Annotated in this window: 15 protein-coding genes; 9 read left to right on the top strand and 6 right to left on the bottom strand. The window is 35.5% G+C overall.

The features are described 5' to 3' along the window. The first annotated feature begins 77 nt into the window (after positions 1–77). The 3 genes from DSM106972_RS32555 to DSM106972_RS32545 all read left to right on the top strand — a co-directional run bounded on the left by DSM106972_RS32555 (position 78) and on the right by DSM106972_RS32545 (position 5670). The gene (locus DSM106972_RS32555) at positions 78–1271 is read left to right on the top strand and encodes a two-component system response regulator (RefSeq protein WP_127084589.1); all 1194 of its coding nucleotides are present in this window, start codon (positions 78–80) and stop codon (positions 1269–1271) included. Between the two features lie 53 nt (positions 1272–1324). Further along, a complete protein-coding gene (locus DSM106972_RS32550) occupies positions 1325–3673 on the top strand; it encodes an NACHT domain-containing protein (RefSeq protein WP_127084588.1) in 2349 nt (782 codons plus the stop codon). A gap of 116 nt (positions 3674–3789) precedes the next feature. After that, positions 3790–5670 (top strand): sensor histidine kinase, encoded by a 1881-nt coding sequence (locus tag DSM106972_RS32545; protein WP_127084587.1) that lies wholly within the window; start codon positions 3790–3792, stop codon positions 5668–5670. Between the two features lie 470 nt (positions 5671–6140). On the opposite strand, the gene DSM106972_RS32535 is transcribed toward DSM106972_RS32545, so the two are convergent. Both DSM106972_RS32535 and DSM106972_RS32530 read right to left on the bottom strand, forming a co-directional pair. Beyond that, on the bottom strand, positions 6141–7643 hold the full coding sequence (locus tag DSM106972_RS32535; RefSeq protein ID WP_127084585.1) for an FAD-binding oxidoreductase: 1503 nt from the start codon (positions 7641–7643) through the stop codon (positions 6141–6143). Positions 7644–7808: 165 nt separating this feature from the next. Beyond that, positions 7809–8486, bottom strand: a complete 678-nt coding sequence (locus tag DSM106972_RS32530; protein WP_127084584.1) for a hypothetical protein — start codon at positions 8484–8486, stop codon at positions 7809–7811. 247 nt (positions 8487–8733) lie between these two features. Between DSM106972_RS32530 and DSM106972_RS32525 the strand changes: the two genes are divergently transcribed. Beyond that, positions 8734–10641 carry a sensor histidine kinase gene (locus tag DSM106972_RS32525; protein ID WP_127084583.1) on the top strand — a complete coding sequence of 636 codons (1908 nt, stop codon included), beginning with the start codon at positions 8734–8736 and terminating at the stop codon, positions 10639–10641. A 20-nt stretch (positions 10642–10661) separates the two neighbouring features. Here DSM106972_RS32525 and DSM106972_RS32520 read toward each other — a convergent pair whose 3' ends face one another. Both DSM106972_RS32520 and DSM106972_RS32515 read right to left on the bottom strand, forming a co-directional pair. Further along, a complete protein-coding gene (locus DSM106972_RS32520) occupies positions 10662–12380 on the bottom strand; it encodes a cation:proton antiporter (RefSeq protein WP_127084582.1) in 1719 nt (572 codons plus the stop codon). A gap of 49 nt (positions 12381–12429) precedes the next feature. Continuing rightward, positions 12430–14142: an asparagine synthetase B family protein gene (locus DSM106972_RS32515; protein ID WP_127084581.1), complete on the bottom strand. Its 1713-nt coding sequence runs from the start codon at positions 14140–14142 to the stop codon at positions 12430–12432. A 17-nt stretch (positions 14143–14159) separates the two neighbouring features. On the opposite strand from DSM106972_RS32515, the gene DSM106972_RS32510 reads away from it, so the two are divergent. Continuing rightward, positions 14160–15437 carry an amidase gene (locus DSM106972_RS32510; protein WP_127084580.1) on the top strand — a complete coding sequence of 426 codons (1278 nt, stop codon included), beginning with the start codon at positions 14160–14162 and terminating at the stop codon, positions 15435–15437. Here the strand turns inward: DSM106972_RS32510 and DSM106972_RS32505 are convergent. Together DSM106972_RS32505 and DSM106972_RS32500 are read right to left on the bottom strand one after the other, a co-directional pair. After that, positions 15415–15933 (bottom strand): HMA2 domain-containing protein, encoded by a 519-nt coding sequence (locus tag DSM106972_RS32505; protein WP_127084579.1) that lies wholly within the window; start codon positions 15931–15933, stop codon positions 15415–15417. The genes DSM106972_RS32510 and DSM106972_RS32505 overlap by 23 nt on opposite strands. Before the next feature lie 124 nt (positions 15934–16057). After that, positions 16058–17167 (bottom strand): LLM class flavin-dependent oxidoreductase, encoded by a 1110-nt coding sequence (locus DSM106972_RS32500; protein ID WP_127084578.1) that lies wholly within the window; start codon positions 17165–17167, stop codon positions 16058–16060. 260 nt (positions 17168–17427) lie between these two features. On the opposite strand from DSM106972_RS32500, the gene DSM106972_RS32495 reads away from it, so the two are divergent. The 4 genes from DSM106972_RS32495 to DSM106972_RS32480 are packed head-to-tail and all read left to right on the top strand — an operon-like array spanning position 17428 to position 22254. Beyond that, entirely contained in the window at positions 17428–18024 is a 597-nt protein-coding gene (locus DSM106972_RS32495; protein ID WP_233787405.1) for a DUF3859 domain-containing protein, read from the top strand. A gap of 9 nt (positions 18025–18033) precedes the next feature. Continuing rightward, positions 18034–19785, top strand: coding sequence for an asparagine synthetase B family protein (locus DSM106972_RS32490; RefSeq protein ID WP_325052236.1), 1752 nt, complete (start codon positions 18034–18036; stop codon positions 19783–19785). After that, positions 19773–20948: a diaminopimelate decarboxylase family protein gene (locus tag DSM106972_RS32485; RefSeq protein WP_127084576.1), complete on the top strand. Its 1176-nt coding sequence runs from the start codon at positions 19773–19775 to the stop codon at positions 20946–20948. The genes DSM106972_RS32490 and DSM106972_RS32485 overlap by 13 nt, the downstream gene beginning before the upstream one ends. 16 nt (positions 20949–20964) lie before the next feature. Further along, positions 20965–22254 carry a toprim domain-containing protein gene (locus DSM106972_RS32480; protein WP_127084575.1) on the top strand — a complete coding sequence of 430 codons (1290 nt, stop codon included), beginning with the start codon at positions 20965–20967 and terminating at the stop codon, positions 22252–22254. The last annotated feature ends 100 nt before the right edge of the window (positions 22255–22354 follow it).

The following is a 22354-nucleotide window of genomic DNA, read 5'->3' as shown; positions in this document are numbered from 1 at the left end:
TAAAATATGCTTTAATGAGAAAATTAGGTTTGTCGGTAATATATATTACATAATTCAAGTAGTAGAGTAAAAATGAAATGACTAAAGTACTAGTAATTGAAGATGAGCTAGGAGTACGTGAGAACATATTAGAGCTACTCGAAGCTGAGAATTATGAAGTGGTAGAAGCAGAAAATGGTCGAGTCGGGGTGCAAAAAGCAGTATCTGAAGTACCTGATTTGATTTTATGTGACTTGATGATGCCTGAAATGGATGGTTATAGTGTGCTGACTGCTTTACGTGAAGAACCTGTGACAGCAACAATTCCATTTATTTTTTTGACGGCAAAAGCAGGAAAAGGTAATTTTCGTCAAGGTATGGATTTGGGAGCGGACGACTACATTACCAAACCATTTACTCGTGCTGAATTATTGAGCGCTATACTTAGCCGTTTATCAAAGCAAGAGATTTTGCGAAAATACTTGTCTGCTAAAGATGATATTCTAACTTTCACTCCTGAAATAAAAATTATTGAAGCTAATTTACGTCGTGCGTTAGAATCAAACGCAAAATCAGAGTTTAAGCTGTTTTATAAACCTATTGTTAATATTTCGGAAAAAGTTGTAGCTGCTGAAAGTTTTGTAATTTGGAACAATCCTGAAATAGGATCAGTTTATCCTTCTGAATTAATTCCTTTAGCGGAATCAACTGATTTAATAATTCCACTTGGCGCCTGCTTTATACAACTTGTTTGTGAACAGATTCAAGCATGGACAAAACTAGGGTATAATGTATTACCAATTTCGGTAAATATATCAGCACAAGAATTCCATAATTCAAATTTTATCCTTACTGTAAAGGAAGCCATTAGTAATTACTCATTAGAACCCAGTAAACTACAAATTGAGGTGAGTGAAAATGTGATTATGCAAAATTTGAACAACTCAATAGATATAATACATCAATTGCGTGAACTAGGCATTGAAATAGCTATTGATGATTTTGGGACAGGCAATTCTTCTTTGATTTGTCTCAAAAAGCTACCTATTAATACTCTTAAACTTGATCCTTATTTCATTCACCAAATTACAAGTGACTTGCAAAAGTCAGCAATTACCGATGCCTTAATCAATATGGCAAATAATCTTAATCTTAGAATTATTGCTCAAGGAGTGAATACAGAGGCAGAGCTAATCTATATTCGTCAAAAAAATTGCCATTACATGCAAGGCTCATTGTTTAGCAATTCATTATCTAAATCAGAATTAGAAGCAATGCTTACTAAAAAATAGTAGTATAATAAATTGCATCTTGTTTAACATTCACAAAAACGAGAATTAAAGCTATGGGAAAAAGGTCGCTACAAGCGTCGTCTGAAGGTATAAGAAAGGCAAGACAAGCTTTCAAACGCAAAGGGTGGACGCAAGAAAATTTGGCAAGTGAAGTTGGTTTAGAAACTCGTCAGCCAATTTGGAAGTTTTTTTCTGGAAAACCCGTAGAACGACAGGTTTTTCATGAAATTTGCCAGAGTTTGAATATTAACCCCGAAGAAATAATTCAAGCAGACGAAAATACTCAAGAGCAAAATATAGAGTCTATAAAAATTAGCACAGCTTTACCTTCTGACTATGAAAAAAAAATAAAGTCAGTACTCAAAGACAAAACTCAGCACCAGTGTGGGACTCTACGTTTTTTAGATGTTTCCCGTCCTTTGCATTTAAAGGATGTTTACGTTGATATTAATGTATCAGAAGAAATATCAAGTCACAAATGGTTAAAAATTGAGAGTTTGCAAAATCTCAAGCCAAATTTAAACTTGTCTCAACTAAATTTGTCTCAACTTAATCGATTAGAGATAAAAAAATCTCAACAATCAGGGTTTGATATTGCAGTCAAATACCCAAGAATAATAGTACAAGGAAGACCAGGTTCAGGTAAGAGTGCATTTTTACAAGCGATTGCAATTTACTGTAGTCAAGGCAAATTGCTAGCAGATAGTATTCCTATTCTTATCAGCCTAAAAACTTTTGCTGAAAAATACGAAGTATATAATCAAAGTCTATTTGATTATATACTTGAATGCTTAAATAATGAAATAAATCATTTAGAGCTTAACGCTATCCTTCAAGATGGAAGAGTTTTAATTTTACTTGATGGATTAGACGAAGTTCAGGAAAGCATTAGCAAAAATATAATTACAGAAATTAATAGCTTTACAGAAAAATTCTACAAGTGTAGATTTATTATCACGTGTAGAACAGCGGCACAATTATATAATTTTAGATATTTTGTAGAAGTCGAAATAGTTGATTTTAGTGAATCTCAAATTGTAATTTTTGTGTATCAATGGTTTTTGACTGTGGCTCAAACTTCCTTTGCAGCAGCAAAAACTTTAGCTGAACAATTTATTCAAAAGCTTCAACTTTCACAAAATCAGCAGATTCATGAACTAACGACAACACCTTTATTACTTAGTATTGCTTGTTTATTATTTCACACTCATGGTGACTTTCCTCGTTCGCGTTCTGAAATTTATAAACAAGGTTTAGAATTACTTTTAATACGTTGGGATGAAAGTAGAGGAATTGAAAGAGATGAGTTATATCGCTATTTTTCGCTATTGGATAAAATTAAATTACTGAGCCAGATCGCAAAAATTTATTTTACAGAAAATCAATATTATTTTACAGAAAGTAGAACTCAACAATTGATTGCAAATTATTTACGCCAATCATATACATCAAAAAATATTGAAGATACGGAAGCTCTGTTACTAGATAGTTATGCAATTTTAAAAGCTATCGAAGCACAACATGGATTATTAGTACAAAGGGCACGAGGAATTTATTCATTTTCTCATTTAACGTTTCAAGAGTATTTAACAGCGCGCGATATTGTCGCTAACGTTAATTCAAACAGTTTAGATGAGTTAGTTAATTATATACACGTACAATCCTGGAAGGAAATATTTTTACTCGTCGCCGAAATGCTACCATCGGCTGATAATTTATTAATTTTGATGAAGCAGCAAATTGACCTTATTATTGCTACCAACCCGAAATTACAAAGCTTTATAAATTGGGTATTGCAAAAATCAGAATTAATAGATGTTACTAGTAAAACAAGTACTACAAATTTATATAAGACTGCTATACGCGCGTTCTACTTCACGCATGGACTGCCTAGTGAGCATCCATTGGCATATAACCAAGATATCACACTACATTTAGATTGTTACCTAGCCGCCAATCTGCCTATTAAAATGAGTTTAGATATGGCATTAACTCATGCATTCGCAATTAGTTTAGCTATTACTCCTGATGTTTTCCACCAGCGCTTAAGAGCAATGCATTTAGCACTTGACCTTAAACATCTGCTAGCAGATAACGATTTATTAAGTGATATTTTATACGATTTACGTAGCAAACTACCAAATATAGACGAAGATAGGCAAACTTTAAGATTGTGGTGGCAACTACACGGCGCCGTATGGATAGAGAAATTACGGAGTATAATGATTGAAGATTTTCAGATTGGTTATAATTGGGAATTTAATTTGAAAGAATGTAAATTAATTGAGCAATATTGGAATGCCTGCCAACTGCTACTCGATTGTCTTAATAATGCGAGCAGTAATTCGTCAGATAATACATGTCAATCAATAAAAGAAAGTTTATTTTTACATCAGCCTTAAGACATAAGTATGTCGCTAAATCGAAAAATAAATTTAATTCTTAACTATTATAAAATTTTACTTAAATGTAGTCACATTTGGGTAAAATATGTCAGGGTAGTTTAAAAGTATTTCATATGAATATTAATGACTGGCAAGTTTTAGCAAACAGCCCTCTGGGTAAACTATTTGAGAATAATAATCAAGCCTTTTGGGTTTGTTCCGCTGATTTAAGTCAAATAGTTTACACAAGCCCTACTTACGAAAACATATTTGGGCGCCAAATGACTAATTTCAATGAAGGTGCAAAGTCTTTTCTCGAAAGCATTTATACTGAAGACAAAGAGAGAGTAAATACAGCACTTCAAAGTTTAATACAAGGCGCCCAATTAAATGAAGAATATCGTATTATTCGCCCTGATAATCAAATTAGATGGATACATAACCATGCGTTTGCTTCGCTTGATACAAGTGGTAACATAGAATATATTATAGGCACAACTGAGGATATTACAGACAAAAAGATGACCGAGCTTGCTTTAAAACAGAGCGAGCAAAGGTTTCAGCAGTTTGCTAACAATGTTGATATTGTTTTTTGGGTGTGTGAACCTGATGCCAGTAAATTTTATTATATTAATCCTGGCTACGAAAAAATCTGGGGTAAAAGTTGTGAAGATATTTACCAAAATCCTAGGTCATTTATAGAATCTGTTTATCCTGATGATTTAGAACGTATAATAGCTGCTGCAACTGGACCAAATGCCTGCAACATGGATGAAGAATACCGAATTATCCGTGCTGATGGCGCCGTTCGTTGGGTAAGAGACAAAACATTCCCGGTGTACGATGAACAAGGCAACCTATTTCGGATGGCTGGTATTGCGTTCGATATTACTGAACGCAAGCAAGCGGAAACTACGTTAGTTCAAAGTTCAGAGCAATACCGTCAGCTAGCAGAAAATATTGGTCACGTTTCATGGTTAATTACCCCTGACGCTAGCCAAGTGCTTTATATAAGTCCTAATTATGAACAAGTTTGGGGTAAAAGTTGCGCTTCATTGTACGAAAACCCATTATCTTTCATCGAATCGATTCTACCAGAGGATAAACCAAGAGTATTTGCCGCAATAGAAAAAGATTCTACACAAATGAATGTGGAGTACCGTATTGTGCGTCCAAATGGTACAATTTGTTGGATACACGCCCGTACTTATCCAATTCAAGATTCTTCAGCAAATACTTTTAGAGTTGTGGGTATTGCTGAGGATATTACACTTCGTAAGCAGGCTGAAGAGAAGACCCTCATTGCTTTACAACGTGCGCGCGAACTCAGTAATGCTAAATCAAACTTTATTGCTAACACCTCGCACGAAATACGTACACCATTAGCGACAATCCAGTCTTCAATCGATATGTTGCAGCATTACAAAGACCAATTGACTGAAGAAAAAAAAGAAAAACATTTTCAGAAGATTGAAGCTGCTGTTAGACGCATTACTCAAATTGTCCAAGACATCTTGCTATTATCAGAAGCTGAAGCTAATGCTTTGCAATTCCAGCCTTGTAGTACTAATATTGCTAAACTTTGCTCGGATGTTATAGCAATGGTAGTCTCTTTTACTGCTACACAAAGAAACATAAAATTATCCATCAGTGAAAATGCAGTTAACCAGGCGCCTGTTATCGACCCTAAACTTGTAACCTACATCATTACGAATTTGCTCGATAATGCCTTAAAATACTCAAATCAAGATAGCAAAGTTGAATTCTCTGTTGACTGTACTCAAAATCAAGTAACTTTTGTGGTTAAAGACGAAGGCATTGGTATTAGTAATGAAGATTTACCATATATCTTCGATTCCTTCTATCGTGCTAATAACATTGGCAATATTGGTGGAACTGGCTTAGGACTTGCGATTGTTAAGCAATGTGTTGATTTACATAAAGGTAAAATAACTGTTAATAGTGATATTGCGAATGGAACGACTTTTACACTTATCTTGCCGTTGAGTCATTAACATTTTTTCGCGAAACTGGCACTGTTTACCAATTCAACTATTTTGCCAGTTTTTTTGTAATATCCTTTTATTTCTAAGCGATTGATAATCCTTATGAATCCTTGCTCAGATAAGTTAGCAATGGCGCTACTAAATTCGGGATTTATAAAGACGTAGTGAGTTTGAAGGTCACACAACATAAAGTGTGACCTTAACTCTTCCATCCACATCCAGTTTTTCTCACTCAGGGTTTCTAGTATTCTTTCTTTCACTATGATTGTGAATTTTTATTGAATATTCTATTTCTAAATATATTATCTAATAATCGGCGCGTCAATAGCTATAGATTAAATATCATCATTAGTAGCGGTAAATTTATTGACAAAATTTAACTGAGTCAAAAATATAAAGCTTTCTAACCAGATGAGGATGGGGTGCTATATTTTAGGTGTTTACGACACTATTATATGCGAATTTATATTAAATTGGTATTAGATATTCTCTAAGCAATACTTCCCAGGAGAAATAATATTATTAGGGTCTAGTTGCTTTTTAATAGCTGCGATAGTTTCCCAGTAAGTATCTGTCTGACGATTACTAAAGTAATTCATTTGTTTAATACTCATACGATAAGGATAAATACCTATTTTTTCTAATTCCTTGTCCAACTCCTCAGCCCATTGATTTACCTTTGTTATTTCTTCCTCTTTTTCTCGGTTAAAATATGCTCTGAATAGTCCTTCAACAGCCATATCTCCTATAGTCACGAAATTATGAAAAGGTGTTATCTCAAATTCTTTAGAAACTTTATTTACTAAATCTATTACTTCTTTCATTGCCCTGGCTTCAAGAGGTACTGCTGGTGCAACAGCTCTAAAACCAGATATTTCTTTACAAAAATCAACCTCATAATCCGAATTTGTAAAATCAAAACTATTCATTTCTCCCATTGTTTCAATACTATAATTAGAGGGTATCCCATTATATAGTTTTTGTAATATTAAATGATATCTATGGTTTAAATTTTCTTCTATATTACTATTTATAAAAAATAAATTATAGCACAATTTATGAATTTCCTTTTCAACTTCTTTTTTATACAAATCCCTGAGTTGTTCTGTTCCATAAAAATTAAATATAGCTGACCAATTTCCTGTATAATTGAATTGATTTGCAACAGTCGTTCTTGGGTCATTTGTATTAGTAATCATCAACCAATTATTTATCAAGTTATTTTCCTTAAGCTTGATAAAAGCATCTATGAATGCGACAAAGTTATCTTCTTTAAGTTCTGCATATACAATAGTGCTTGGTATACGAGGTTTAAGACGTACTACCATAGCAGTGACAATTCCTAAATTCGATTGTGTAAATATACCTTTAATGTCCGGACCAACACCAGGAGGATGGAAAAACATTGGTACTTTTGTTTGATTAGAATCAAAGTAATGCCAAAAGCCTGTTCTTACTACTTTTCCGTTGGCTAATAATACCTCTAGCCCAGTCAGAAAATCATAGCGATGATTAAAGAAAACACTACCTCTGTCTAGAATATTTCCTACAATACTAGTATTTTCTGCAGACCCAGTGGAAGGTAACATTAAATTTGTATTCTTCTGTAAATAATCAGATAATTGTTTTTGAGTAACTCCTGGTTCAATAATTGCATATCGATATTTTTCATTTACTTCTATTATATTTTTCATGTCGCTAAGGATTACTAAAGCGCATCCATTTTTGACTGGTACTTTTGAGCCAATACCCCAGTTTTTTCCAGTACTTACAACATAAATAGGTACATGGTATTTGTTTGCAACTGCCACAATTGCTTCAACATCACTTCTACTTGCGGGTCTTAATATAGCTACTGGAGGTTCAGCTTGATATTCTGTAATGTTTTGCATGTACTTTTCTCTTTGCTCTGTAGAAACTTCTACTTTAGTAGCGCCAATTTTATCTTTCCATGCTTGAATTGCTTGTTCGTAATTGTTCATGTTATATTAACGTGTTAAATTAACGTGTTAAAATCCAAGATTCAAAATGACTACACCAATAAACTCGATTGTTTAGCCGCATTCAACACAAGGTTTCATCGAGAAATGCATAAAATGCAGGACTAAACAAATCATATTCAATTATTGCTGACAATGCAGTAATTATTACTCCATTCCTGCTTCCTTCCCGCTAGCTCCTGGCTTGCCTCGGCGTGCCCTTTGTAAGGATTTTGTAGAAGGCAATATTTCAATTCTAGGGGCGATAACTATATATCTTGAACCACAGAACTTTGCTTTGAAATTTCGCATCCAACCATGATGACTTAAGACACCCTTTGAATCAAGCCCGACTACTGATACTCCACTACGGTCATAGCTTCCCGATAGTAAAAAACACCAATATGTTTGGTCTGGAAATTCTCCAAAATGATATTTAAAAGTAGCTGCAAATGCCAAATATCTTCTGAAGTCCATTCCATGAAGACCTTCATCTTCATAGACTCGCTTCGCAAAAAGACCTGTTTTATCAATGAGTTCTGGCGCCTTGCTCGCAGATACAATAAACCATTGGTCTTCACTAACCATGCTGTTTCTAATCATGGTTTCATGCTCAAAGTTAACATTGGCGCTGATACCAAAAATATTGCATAACTCCTGCATTGTAAGTCTTGCAGGTAGATAAACCAACAATTCATTGGTATTCGATAGCTCGTCAATTTCCGCTTCAGTGAATGGACATGGCGATACTGGAATATCACCGTACAGACTTTTTACGTAGTCTAATAATCTAACACTGTTAATCTTTTGATTCTCATTGGATTTCAACAGTACGGCTAATGACATAGAGCTAATTTTCTCCTCTGAAGTAAATGGTTATACATGACAAAAACAGCTTTGTTTAATAATTTCAGAATTTATCATAAAAGTAAAGATTTTAACCAAAATAAATTTTAAGGACAGCATTGATTAAAATGTATATTTTGTATACTTTGTATATCATGTATATCATGTATATCTATAAAAAATTGTTGAATGTAGTGTGATAATTTAGTGATTACATATGTAAACTGTATTAATTGAGGAGGATAAAGTGGAATTCAGTGACTTGCCAAAAATAGGAACGTTGTTGAACCAAGTGCTAGAAAGCACCAACCAAGTGTTTTTGGCGTTTTCCGCTGATTTGAGTCAAACACTCTACGTTAGTACTGCTTATGAAAGAATTTGGGGTTGTAATGCTGCAAGTCTTTATAAATGCCCAAAATCTTTTATTGATTTCATCCATCCTGATGACCAGAAGCGGATATTAAACTCGCTCGAAAGATTAAGGCTTTCAGGGACAATGGATGAAAAATATCGTATAGTAACGGCTAATGGGTCTATAAAATGGATACATAACCGCGCGTTTAGGTACGAAAACACGGATAATATTGAGTATATTGCAAGCCTCGCTGAAGAAATAACCTTGCCAAACTTGTCTTTGATTGATCCTGAGTTAATAGATATTGAGGAGAGCTTCTCTCAGCTACTCGATAATCTAGATATTGCTTTTTGGATTTTTGCGCCAGATATAAGTGATTGTTATTATATAAGCTCTGGCTTTGAAAAAATTTGGGGTTATTCGTGTGCTTCTATTTACGAATATCCTAGGTTACTTTTTGAATCAATCCACCCTGATGATAGGGAAATGGTATTAAAAGCATGTTTGGGAAAAGAAAACTGCACTTTAGAGCAAGAATATAGAATTATTTGCCCTGATGGTAAAGTTCGTTGGGTTTATCAACGAACATTTGTAGTGAATCAGAAAAACGGTAGTTCGTATCGTCAAGTAGGAATTGCAGAAGATATTACTTCGCGCAAATTAGCAGAAATTTCGCTTATAGAAAGAGAAGAAAAATTTCAGCAATTCGCAAATCATGCAGAAATAGTATTTTGGGTATGTGATTTAGACATAAGTAACTTCTATTATATTAGCCCTGGTTATGAAAAAATCTGGGGTCGTCCTTGTAATGAAATTTATTCTAATCCAATGTCTTTTCTCAAATTCGTTCATCCTGACGATATAGAGCGAGTAAGTGCTGTTGCAGTTGGTGACAATGCCTGTAATATGGACGAAGAATATCGCATTATTCGTCCTGATGGTACAATGCGTTGGGTACGTGACCGAACCTTTCCTATATACGACGAAGATGGTAATTTATTTAGAATGGCTGGTGTGGCTAAAGATATAACCCATCGTAAGCAAGCAGAAGAACAAATATTAAAAGCTCTACAAAGAGAACGTGAACTAAGCGAATCTAAAACTAAATTTATCGCGACAACATCTCATGAAATTCGCACACCGCTTGCGACGATTCAATCTTCGTGTGATATGTTACAGTATTATATCAATAATCTTACTGAAGAAAAAAAACAAGCACATTTTTATAAAATAGAAACTTCTATTAAACGTATTACAGAAATAGTTCAAAACTTACTAATATTATCTGAAGTCGAGGCTAATGCTCTACAATTTAAACCTAAAAATGTTGATGTAGTAAAGCTATGCCAAAATATTATTAACACTCTAATTAATAACAGTGAAAACCAAAATCGTCTCAAGTTTATGGCGCCGACTTCTAGTATAGAAGCATTACTTGACTCTCAACTGGTTTGTCATATTATTACAAATTTATTAGAAAATGCCCTCAAATATTCTTCTATTGACAGTGAGGTTAAATTAGATGTAAATTTTTATGAGCAAGCGATAGTATTTAATGTTGAAGATCAAGGTATTGGCATTCCCCCAGAGGATATAGCTCGTATTTTTGATTCTTTCTATCGTGCAAATAATGTATCCACTGTTTCTGGTACTGGTTTAGGGTTATCAATAGTTAAACAGTGCGTTAACTTACACAAAGGTGAAATAGTCGTTAATAGTATTATAGGTAAAGGTGCAACTTTTAGCGTTAAGCTTCCAACTGCAGTTCAAACTAAATGCTCCAACCATCTGAAACTTTAATTAATAATTTTGGCTTCTATTTATAACGGTCGAATACTGCGATATCTATCTATACGGATATTTTTAATCACACTATGTATATGTTCGTCAGCTTCACCCAAACTTGCTAGCAAGTGGGCGCCTAATTCCAAAGCAGCTTCAAATTCAGGCTGTACTACTTCTTTGGCGCCCATTTGAGTCAGCAAATCAATCTCGTTATTATAATGTGAACGCGCAATTACATCTAAAGAAGGTGCAATCTTCAACGCTCGTTGTAAAAGCAAACGAGTGCTAGAAGGGTCAGGTAGTGCAATAGCTAAAGCACTGGCATTTTTTAAATGAGCTTTCTCTAATACTAACTCCGAATCTGCATCACCAAAAATATAAGGAATTTTCTGCATTCTCAAACGTTGAATTGCAGCCTCACTATTCTCAATCACCAAAATTGGGTATCCTTGATTTTGAAGTATGTTGACAATAATTTGTCCAACTCTGCCGTAACCAGCTACAACAACATGACCATTTATAGTTTCTGGAATCGATAAAAGCGTTGGTTGTATCACGTTGCTTAAATACTTTGCAAATAAAGGTACTTGAGTAAATTTATCAGCAAGGTAAGGAGAAATATTCAGCCAGATAGGTGTAAGCACCAAAGTAATGGCTGTTGTGCCCAATAAAAGCAAATAAGTTTTTTCTGTAATTAATCCTTGTCGCAAACCAGCCAATGCCAATACGAATGAAAATTCTCCGATTTGATTGATTCCTAAACTTGTAATAATAGCAGTTTTGATAGAATAACCAAATTTGACAACAATGGGTAAAATAATAATTGCTTTACCCAACATTACTAAAGTCACTAAAACCAATATCAGCCCAAAGTTTTGCAGTAAAATACCTGGGTTTATTAACATACCAATTGAGGCAAAGAAAAGACATGCAAAAGTATCTCGTAGCGGTAATACTTTTGCTAACGCATGGTCTGAATAATCAACTCCAGAAACCATTAAACCTGCAACAAAGGCGCCCATTTCTATCGAAAGACCCAGTTTAGCTGTAACTAATGCGACTCCTAAGCATAGTGCAATTACTGTTATCAAAAACAATTCACTGTTTTCGGTTGCAGCAACACGAGTAATTAACCCAGGTACTATCCAACGACTAAATCCTACAGATAAAGCTAAAAAAACTATAACTTTTAATAAAGCGGCGCCGATTGCGAATACAATACTACTAGGTTGGTTTAAAGCAGGTAACAAAGCTAACATGAACCCTAGTACTAAGTCTTGAGCAATTAAAATCGCTAACATAACTTGACCGTGGAGAGTATAAGTCTCACCTCGTTCTGCAAGCGTTTTTAATACTACCGCTGTCGAAGAAAACGACAGAACAACTCCTAAAAAAATACCTTGGAGAATCCCCTCAACCCAACCGGTTAAAATTGTCAATAATGCAACAACAGCAGTAGTCAAACCTATTTGCAATAAACTGCCCTTTAAGGCAATATCTTTGACTCTTTTGAGTTCCGAAAGTGAAAATTCAACTCCAAGCGCAAACAACAGAAAAGCAACACCAATCGTAGCAAGAGACTGAATTCGCGTTACATCACTAAGAAGCTTGAAACCAAACGGCCCAACAATCATTCCACTAGCTAAATAACCGAGTAAAACAGGTTGACGCAATCGATTGACTAAATATCCCCCTAAAGCTGAAGTAGCCAAAACAGTTGTGAAATCTAGAATCAGACCATGTTCTGCTGCCATTGTTTTTTATTTTTGATAAAAGGAAAACACCCTCAATACAATAATAATATTAACGATTAACTTGTAACCAAATTTCTAAACTAACGAGTAACCAGAGTTTAACACCGTATCTTCTCCACGTATCACCACGGTAGTTTAGCCAATCTTTAATTAAACTTTGATTAAAATACGGCGCCGTCATTGCGTTTCTATTTAATAATAAACTTCTGGCTTCGCGTTGCCAATATTTACGAAAACCTAGCTGGACTGGTACCATCATGCCACTTTTTGGACGATTGATAATCGCATCGGGTACTATATCTGCTACTGCTTGCTTTAAAACCGCTTTTTCTTCGACTCCAGATAATTTATACTGTGGAGGTATTTGCATACTTAAATCTACAACTCGCTGGTCAAATAAAGGCGAAAGTCCTAGCAACCCAGCAGCAGTACTCGTATTATTGACTTTAGTCAATATCTGATCGGCGCCTTTATATTTAATATTAATCGCCATCAATCTATTTAAATAGTTATCTTTTGAATATAAATCTTCAGTAAATACCGATGGGGCATTACTAACTGCTTTCCATACGTCCGGTTTAAGTAACAACGGTAAATCAACGGCACATTTTTGGAAAGAAGTTAAATAAGCTTGTAAAGTATCTTGATTTGTCACCGAACCATATAGATTATTTATCAACATCGGTTGATTTTTGGGACCGCCAAAACAAGGGTCTCCACCCTCACCATTGAGTATTGTTCCAACATATTCGCGCGCAAGTTGAGCTACCAATAAATTTGGTACAGTTAAAGGGTCTCCTATCGGGTCATCCAAATGCGTCATCACTTCAGGCAAACGTTCCCACATATCTTTAAAAGTAATTTCGAGAATGTGGTGCTGAGTTTGACAATGGTCTGCCACCATACTCGAAAATTCTAACTCGTTTGGACATTCGGCGCCGAAGTGAATCGAAAAAGTATGAACTGGTGCGTTATGAAGCTTACTTACAAGTGCAGTCACACTACTAGAGTCTAAACCACCCGAAAGCAAAACTCCTACAGGTTGATTTTGAGGTAAATATTCTTTAATAACTTGGTCTAAAAGCTGCCGTAACTTTTCCCCATGCCATGATAAAGCTTTATCACTATCAATAATTTGCTCTTTAAGTTGCCAAAAGGAATGAATTTCTCCTGAAGGCAATTTTAATATCGTTCCTGGACGCAATTCTTTAACATCATTCCACAAAGTTCTATTCCCAGGTACAAAAGCACAGCACAAATAATCACGCAACGCTACCACATCTAAATCTTTAGAACGGTATGGTGCAAGTGTTCTTAATGAAGGCGCCAACCAACGAGTCAAACCATTAGTTGTATAGTAAATAGTACGGGAACCAGTACAATCGCGTGCTGAATATAAAACTTGTTCATCTTTATCCCAAATTACCAGTCCAAACATACCAACTAGTAACTTTAAAGATTCAATCCCAAATTTTTCCCATAGCTGCGCGACTAATTGAATATCATTATTTATTGAGATACTATAAGCAACGCTTAACTCTCGTCGATTACTCAACCAGACATCACCAACAACAACAAACCGTTGGTTAGAGCTAAACGCAACGGCTTTACTATCGGGTGCAATAATTATAACTTTATTATCTCTCCAAAATATATTCTCTACCGAGAGTGAGTCTACATAACCATAAGCTATCTGCCAGGTGGTTACTACATTGCCCGGTGCAGCTATAGATTCACGGTTAAAAAAAGCGTTAAATAACATAATGCGTTCGTCATCTTATGAACCAATCCCTATACAATCTAACTCAACATTACTTAAAAATAATTTACAAGTTAAATCCAGAATTAAATGCTTTCATTACCGTTACTGAGCAAGAAGCGTTATTAACAGCAATGCAACTTGACTCAGAAATCAAAGCTGGTAAGGTCAAAAGATTATTGCATGGTATACCGATAGTAATAAAAGATAATATCGACACTGCGAACATATTTACTACTGTTGGTACAGAATTGTTTCACCAACGTACACCTGTAGTAGATGCGGATATTGTAACAAGATTAAAACAAGCAGGCGCCATTATTTTGGGTAAAACCAATTTAAGTGAGTTTGGCGCCGATATTACAGGAAAGAACCGTTTTTATGGTAATGTTCGCAGTGCGGTAAATGCGAATTATTCTCCAGGTGGTTCTTCGAGTGGTACAGCTACAGCAGTTGCAGCAAATTTATGTGTTGGTGGTATTGGTACAGACACAGGAGGTTCGATACGTGTCCCTGCTAGCTGGTCGGGAATAGTTGGGTTGCGACCTACTCAGTCTCTAATTAGTACAGATGGTGTTTTTAAACGGGCGCCAAGTTTTGATACAGTTGGTGTAATGGCAAGTAAAGTCACAGATGTAAAAATATTATTTAATGCCATTTTACATCCCCTGGCGTTACCCAATATGTCACCTCCATCTACATATAAGTTAGGTATTGTTAATAATTATACATTTCGTGGAGTTGATACAGAAGTTGCCGCCGCAATTCACCGTGTAATATATAGTTGTAAACAAGCTGGCATAGAAATTATTAATATACAAAGTAAATTATTAAGTAATTTTAATGAAACAAATTACTCAATTATTGCTTTACACGAATTTAACCAAGTATTGCAAGAATATCAAAATCAACATCATTTATTTGGTGATAAAGTTAATTATGATTTACGTAAAGGCGTCGCTATTTCTGGTAACAGCTACCAAAAAGCTCAAAAGCAAAGACTTTGGGAGTTCGGTGATATCCAAAATGTATTCCGACAAGTTGACGCAATAATTACACCGACTACTCCAACGACGGCGCCAAATATTCAAGCAGATACAAAAGTCTATCAATTAAATAGAAAATTTGTTCTACCGTTTAGTTATTTTGGTTTTCCATGTATATCTATACCTTGTGGGTTGAGTCCACAAGGTTTACCTATTGGTTTGCAAATTGTCGCCAATTCTTTTCAAGATAAGTTAATTTTGAAAATAGCCAAGGATTTAGAGTCCATAATTAATTACTACTTGATAAAGTAGATGGCGCCTGTGATGAGCGTTTAGGTAAAACAAACATGGTCGCTGATTTTAAGGTTTTCATTGTGGCTTTTAGAGTTTGTAATGCTCGCTCCCAAAAGTCAGGTTTAGAAGGTTTTTTTGTAATTCCTTTACGAACCTTATTTATATTACGTGCGCTATCGATTAAATTTACAATTGCGTCAAAAATAGCCGACGTAATTGACGAAGCTGTAAATCGTTTTGGAGTAGCAATATTTGGAGCCGTTTGAATCAAATTAATAAAATGTTCGCGCATTTGTTCATCAGAAAGATCTGATTCATAACTAATGGCAATAGATGCAGCTTGAGTATTGATGCGAACCTGTGTAACTCTAGAATCTGACTCGACTAAAGCCTTTAACTTCTCAGCATATTTAGAATCTTTTGCCAGTCGATATACATGAAAACGAACACGTCCATGAATTTCGTGGGCGACACTATAAGCTGTTTGATTATTTGCTAGATTTTTCTCATTCATATAATATAATTTTATGTTAATTCAGTTTAATTGCATAATAATCTAATTTCGTATAAAATCATTATTCTATCCTGTTCCTTGTGATGTATATATAATGAACCTAAAGAAATAAATTATATAAATTTTATATAAATTTCAAATATTTTTCTCTAACTAGGGGTAGAACATTTCTTCCAACGTTCTCGCACTCTTCTAAGTGAGGATAACCTGATAAAATAAATACCGTTATTCCTAAGTTAATATACTTGACTACATATTCCGCTACCTGCTTATAACTACCAACAATAGTCATTCCGGCGCCGCTTCTAACTATAGAAATACCTGCCCATAGATGTGGTTCAATATACCATTCGTCGGTAGAATTAGCCCGTAACTCCCATTGGCGCCCTTGCCCAACACTTTCACGCTTAGTATTAGGATATTCTGTAGCACGGGCTTTAGTAAGTATATCAGGGTTAACTTTAGATATCATTTCTCTTGCCGCTTCTCTTGCTTCTATCTCAGTAGAGCGAGTAATAATGTTAACTCGTACACCGTACCTTACCAACTTTTCACGACCACAAGCTTTTACTAATAGACGCATTTTATGAATTCGAGCTTCTATTTGTTCAAACGTTTCAGCCCACATTAAATAAACATCACTCAACTCGGCGCCTACTTGTTGCGCCATGTCGCTAGCACCACCAAAATAAAATGTAGGGCCACCTGGTTGTAAAGGCAAAGTTTCTAATTTGCTACCTTGAAGCTGATAAAATTCTCCATCAAAATCAAAAGCAATATTATTCAACCATAACTGCCGGCAAATTTGCATAAACTCACGGGTACGACGATATCGTCCGTCATGGTCTAAATAATCTCCATACATCGCTTGCTCAGTTGGTCTACCACCTGTAACAATATTTAGTGAAAGGCGCCCTCGACTGATATGGTCTAATGTAACAGCCATTTTTGCAAGAACAGGTGCGCTAATAAAACCTGGACGCACTGCCACCATTGCACTTGCATAGTTAGTTTGTGTTAGTACTGCTGTCGCTAAAGTCCATGCTTCCAAAGTATGATGAGTAAAACCCATACCAATTAAAAGTTGCTTGAAGCCAAATTTTTCAGCAGTTCTAAATATTTGTACTATATATTCAAACTCTGGTGAACGTTCCCAAGTTGGTAATCCTAAGTAAAAACCATCACCAGAAACAGGAGCGCACCAATTAAATTCTAACTGAGGTTTAGGAGGCATATGGTGGTAGAGACGCGATTAATCCCTGCGGGACACTGCGTGAACGCGTCTGTACAGAGAAATTTTTCTGAATATGCATAAAATTCTGCTTTTGTTATAGAAATTATATAGTAGACCGATTTAAATAAGTTAACAGGAGGTAAAGGTCTTTCTAAGTAGCGAGTTTTTTACGGAATTGAAGCAAGCCGCTCTGTAGTCGCTTTTAAAAATATGTTATAACGGCTATCTCTTCCTTTATGGTTCATTACTTTAATTATTCTATGAATCAAAGATTAACCCAAGAACAACTAGACCGAATAATCGTAGAACTAGGGCGCCTAAAAGAGCGTCAAGAACAAGAACTCGAACCAGAGCAAGTCAAGCAAATACTTGACGAGTTGAATTTACCTCCTGAGTTACTTGGTGAAGCAATGACGCAAGTCGCACGCAGTCAAGCTTTGGAAACCGAAAAACGTCGCAATAAGTTGATTTTTGGCTCTGTTGCTGCGGCTTTGGTATTAATTATAGGTAGCGGAATATTTATTTCACAGCAGCGTAGTAGCTCCTTGGCTCGTGTAGCTGTACAAAGTGAGAAAATTACTAATACTCAAAATAGTGGAAGTAATGCTGAGTTTTTTTACCGCGTAACTCTCAAAGAGGCACCTGTCGGTCAAAAGTTAAATTTATCTTGTAATTGGATAAATCCTAGCGGTCAAACTGTCAAGCAAAATAGTTATGAAACAAAAAGTATTACTACGTCCGTTTGGGATACTCACTGTAAATATACACTCAACTCCGGCGCCGCAGTTGGTAAGTGGAAAGTACAAATGTTATTAGATGGTAGAGTGCTTGGTGAGGAAACTTTTGAGGTAAAATAATTTAATAATATGGGTAGCATCGCTTGTAATTATCATTTTGTTGGCTATTGGGGTTATAATCAAAGTCAAGAACTCGAAAAACTTTTCAGCAAGATTAAAGTAAAATATTATAAATTAGATGCTCAGAATGATAGCGATATTATATATAATGTTGCTTATATTTCTAATTTTCAACCAGATTCGGCTAAGATTAGATCAAATCATATTGTCTCGATATCAGCATCTGGAATGGATGATTTTCCTGATGCGTGGGTACGTCTTGAAGACCGTACTCTAGTTTTAGGTCGAGACCCATTTGGACGAGTTCCTTTGTATTGGATGCAGCAAGAGCAAGTAATTTGGTTTGCTTCTCAGTTGCAATTACTTTTACCACTACTAAAGGCGCCTGAGATTAATATCGCTGCACTTTATGGGTATAATTGTTTTTCATACGTTCCTACCCCTGTAACTCCAGTTAGCCAAATTCAAGCTGTAGAAGCTGGTATAGAATTAAGTTGGAATTATAATGATAATGAAATTAATTTTATACGACAAAAACAACTACTACAATTCCAACAGGCGACAGATTTAATATATGATGAAAACACAGCAATAGAAGAATTACAAGTTTTACTTAAAGATGCTGTTAATCGTCAAATAAATGATTTAAATGATGAACCTGTAGGAGTTTGTTTATCAGGTGGATTAGATTCTTCTATTATTGCAGCGTTACTAGTGCAAGCAGGTGTAAAAGTCAAAGCTTATACTCTTGACTTTGGCAATGCAGGTATTCCCGAATATCCATATGCAGAAATTGTTGCACAGCATTTAAATATCCCTTTGGTAAAAGTTGGTGCTAGTCCTGGTGATATTCAGAAAGCTTTGATACCTACAGTTAAAGCGCTTGATTTACCTTTTGGTGATGGCGTAACAGTACCTTTGTTTCTTTTGGCGCAAGCTGCTAGTCAAGAAACTAGGGTAATATTTAATGGCGAAAATGGCGACCAGTTATTTGCTGGTTGGACAAATAAACCTTTAATTGCTGCTGCTATTTATCAAGCTCAACACCCCGATGGAGAAGAAAGTTTTATTCGTCAGTATATAAAAACTTTTCACCGTCTTTGGGGTTATGAGAAAAGTGTCTATCAACTTGGTGTTCGTCATCAAATTAATTCATTAAGTGCCGAAGATTGGTTACAGGAAGCTCTTGAATCTAAATATAGTTATGAATTGATGCATCGCTTACGGCGCGCTTCGCTAATGTTAAAAGGCGCCCAAAATATTCAGCCTAGAGCTACTAATATTGGGTTTTCGCACATGTTAAAAGTTCGTTCTCCTTTTTGCGATTTACCGTTAACGCAATGGTCATTTCGTTTGAGTGGAGAATTAATGCTGCAAGGTAGTTGTGAAAAGTATATCTTGAAACGCGCGGTTGATGGTTGGCTACCAAAAGAAATCGTTTGGCGCCAAAAGCGTGGTATGGGAGTACCGTTAACTTCTTGGTGTTTGCATGAGTTTTGGGATAAGTTAGGTGATTGGTTAAATCCTGGTATTTTACGTAGCGAAGGTGTTTTTCAGCCAGATATTGCAGCTAAAATTGTCAGTGGAGAATTGAGCGCTGCTGTTAGTGGGCGCCGTGTTGGTGAAATTTTATGGTTACTAATTATGTGGGAGTTATGGCGAGTTTACGTGTTTGGTGAAATACCTGGTAGAAAAGAGTTGAATCATCCGTTTGTATTACCTCGTCAAGTTTGGAGATTTTACAAGAAATGGAAAACTTAATTAAGGAACTATTAGATGTATACGGTTCGCCTCTATATATATATGATGCGGATAAGTTACGGCAAACTATTAATCATATTAGTGCATCTGTTAGGTATAATGGAACGCAGTTTCGGTTTGCGAGTGTGACGAATGGAAATGTGGCTTTGCTCAAAATTTTTAAAGATTGTGGGTGGGGACTTCATGCTAATACTCCTGGGGATGTTTATTTAGGTCTGCAAGCTGGGTTTAGTCCAGAGAAGATTGTTTATAGTGGTAGCAATCTTAATTATGATGAGATGTTAATGGTTTTGGAGTGGGGGGTTAGGACGTTTAATTTGGATAGTGTTTCACAGTTGGAGTTATTCTGTCAGGTTTATAATTTTTGGAATCAGAAAAAAGAGGTAAGATTGGGGTTGCGTTTGAATTTTCCTGAGTTGACTGGTGATAGTCGTATTGGTGTGCATCCTGATGATTTTGGTAAAGCGTCGAGTATTGCTCGTGATGCTGGGTTGAAAGTTAGCGGTTTACATTTCTATCGGGGTACTGGTACTAATGCTACTACTGCTTTTACTCAAGCTATTGAAAGCGTTTTTAGTGTTGCAGGTAAATTACCTGATTGGGAATATTTAGATTTTGGCGGTGGGTTTGGTTATCCTTATCGTCATGGTGGCGCCGCTTTTGATTGGGAATTTTTTGGCGCCGAGTTAACTTGTTGTTTAGAGAAATTAGATATCCCAATACAATTAGTGATTGAACCTGGTAGAGCTGCAATTGCTGGATGTGCTATTCTACTTGCTAAAGTTGTTTCGGTTAAATGGCAATCGGAGAAACAAATTGTTGGTGTTGATACTACTGTGGCTAATTTAAGTGTGCCTAGCGTTCATGGTGGTTATCGAGAAATCATTGCTTATCCATCTTCTACATCTTCTAATTTATATCAAACAGATGTTTGCGGCAATACAACATACTCGCGCGACTATTTAGGTAAAAACTGTTTGTTACCAGCGTTGAATATTAATGATATTGTCGCTATTTTAGATGTCGGCGCCTATGGGTATGCAATGTCGTCACACTTTTTACACCGTCCTAGACCAGCAGAAGTTTTAATCGAAAACGGGAATCACCGTTTAATTCGCAAGCGTGAAGATTACAGTGTTTTGCTAGCAAATCAAATTATTTAAAGATTACTAAATAACTATGAAATGTATCAATTGCGGAACTGACAATAACCTCAAAGACAGAACAGCTAACTACGGAAAATGTTCAAAATGCGGTCATGCTTTCGTGTTTGAACCAACAAGCATGGGTACAACGAAATTGACTGACCCAATGTTTGCTAAAGCACTTAGCGATATTTCTATAAATAACACTCTGTTTTTTACACCCAAACAGATGTTTTATCTTTTAGATAACAGATTTAGAAACAAAGCTTTTAATAGTGGTGGATTTGGCTGCGGTTACATTTTTGGCATGGTATTTTTTACTATATTCTTTAGCTCTTTTGGAGGTACAGTTGGTGGGTTGACTGCAAATTTCATCTATCAAATAATTATAATTACGACTCTTATCAAAAATACCAAATCACCAAAGCTTAATGCTGCAAGTCGAAAAGCAAGTACAAAATCACTTATATTTGTAGGAATATGTATTTTAATTATCGGTATATTTAGCAGTACTATATTACTTAAGTCATTTCCTGTATTTGTGATAGCAGTACTTTTAGCAATGTTTTCTATATATAAAGGCGCCACGTTACAACATAAAACCAGCGTAGCCCAAGAATTTCTCATCGGTGAATCAGATTATCAAGACTGGCTTAACCGCTGGCAGAGAGTTAATGGTAATATTCAAAAACTACTTTTGGCGCCGCAAAACCTAAATAATCAAACTACTCCTATCAACCCCGATGTCACAGCATATAGCTTTGACAGATTAATAGTATGTGATAGTGCAGATATAGCACAGTTTTTAATCGCCAATAATTTTCACTTTGAAAATAACTGTGCTATCCTCAGCGTTACAGGTTATCCAGAAAGCATATTTCAAACCACGATGGATATGCTGCGACGTAACCCGGAATTAAAAGTTTATGCATTACATAATTGTACACCAAGAGGTTTGGGTTTAATCAACCGTCTCAGAACAAGTTCAAACTGGTTTCAAAACAGTAATATTACCATTATTGATATAGGTATAACACCTCGCCAAGCAATTGGCGCCAAAAAGAATATTTTTATAGAAACATCATCGCAATCAGCAAGCGAAGCAAGTCAATTACCTAGTGAAATTCGTAATAATCTCTCACCAGACGAATTACAATGGTTACAAGCAGGTAATTTTGTTAATTTAGAATCTTTTAGACCACAACAGTTAATTCAAATCATTCAACGGGGAATTGCAAACACTTTAAGTTTAGAAAGCGACAGCGGTTTGCTGATAGCTAGTAGCTCAGATACTTACATCTACTCAACTCAGAGCTTCGGGTAACACTGGCAACGGATATAACGGATGTAACGGATAAGTTATTTGTTACTATCCGTTCATCATTTATTGCGAATATTAACATAAATTTTTCGTAAACAAAAAA

It is taken from the genome of Dulcicalothrix desertica PCC 7102, from assembly GCF_003991905.1.
GTDB classification, from domain to species: Bacteria; Cyanobacteriota; Cyanobacteriia; order Cyanobacteriales; family Nostocaceae; genus Dulcicalothrix; species Dulcicalothrix desertica.
The sequence above is the reverse complement of the archived record's forward strand: the minus strand, read 5'-3'. Positions and strand labels throughout refer to the sequence as shown.

Bases quoted from the DNA above. Each gene is read 5' to 3' on its own strand.
- DSM106972_RS32555 (WP_127084589.1), top strand. From the start codon at position 78: ATGACTAAAGTACTAGTAATTGAAGATGAGCTAGGAGTACGTGAGAAC.
- DSM106972_RS32550 (WP_127084588.1), top strand. From the start codon at position 1,325: ATGGGAAAAAGGTCGCTACAAGCGTCGTCTGAAGGTATAAGAAAGGCA.
- DSM106972_RS32545 (WP_127084587.1), top strand. From the start codon at position 3,790: ATGAATATTAATGACTGGCAAGTTTTAGCAAACAGCCCTCTGGGTAAA.
- DSM106972_RS32535 (WP_127084585.1), bottom strand. From the start codon at position 7,643: ATGAACAATTACGAACAAGCAATTCAAGCATGGAAAGATAAAATTGGC.
- DSM106972_RS32530 (WP_127084584.1), bottom strand. From the start codon at position 8,486: ATGTCATTAGCCGTACTGTTGAAATCCAATGAGAATCAAAAGATTAAC.
- DSM106972_RS32520 (WP_127084582.1), bottom strand. From the start codon at position 12,380: ATGGCAGCAGAACATGGTCTGATTCTAGATTTCACAACTGTTTTGGCT.
- DSM106972_RS32515 (WP_127084581.1), bottom strand. From the start codon at position 14,142: ATGTTATTTAACGCTTTTTTTAACCGTGAATCTATAGCTGCACCGGGC.
- DSM106972_RS32510 (WP_127084580.1), top strand. From the start codon at position 14,160: ATGAACCAATCCCTATACAATCTAACTCAACATTACTTAAAAATAATT.
- DSM106972_RS32505 (WP_127084579.1), bottom strand. From the start codon at position 15,933: ATGAATGAGAAAAATCTAGCAAATAATCAAACAGCTTATAGTGTCGCC.
- DSM106972_RS32500 (WP_127084578.1), bottom strand. From the start codon at position 17,167: ATGCCTCCTAAACCTCAGTTAGAATTTAATTGGTGCGCTCCTGTTTCT.
- DSM106972_RS32495 (WP_233787405.1), top strand. From the start codon at position 17,428: ATGAATCAAAGATTAACCCAAGAACAACTAGACCGAATAATCGTAGAA.
- DSM106972_RS32490 (WP_325052236.1), top strand. From the start codon at position 18,034: ATGGGTAGCATCGCTTGTAATTATCATTTTGTTGGCTATTGGGGTTAT.
- DSM106972_RS32485 (WP_127084576.1), top strand. From the start codon at position 19,773: ATGGAAAACTTAATTAAGGAACTATTAGATGTATACGGTTCGCCTCTA.
- DSM106972_RS32480 (WP_127084575.1), top strand. From the start codon at position 20,965: ATGAAATGTATCAATTGCGGAACTGACAATAACCTCAAAGACAGAACA.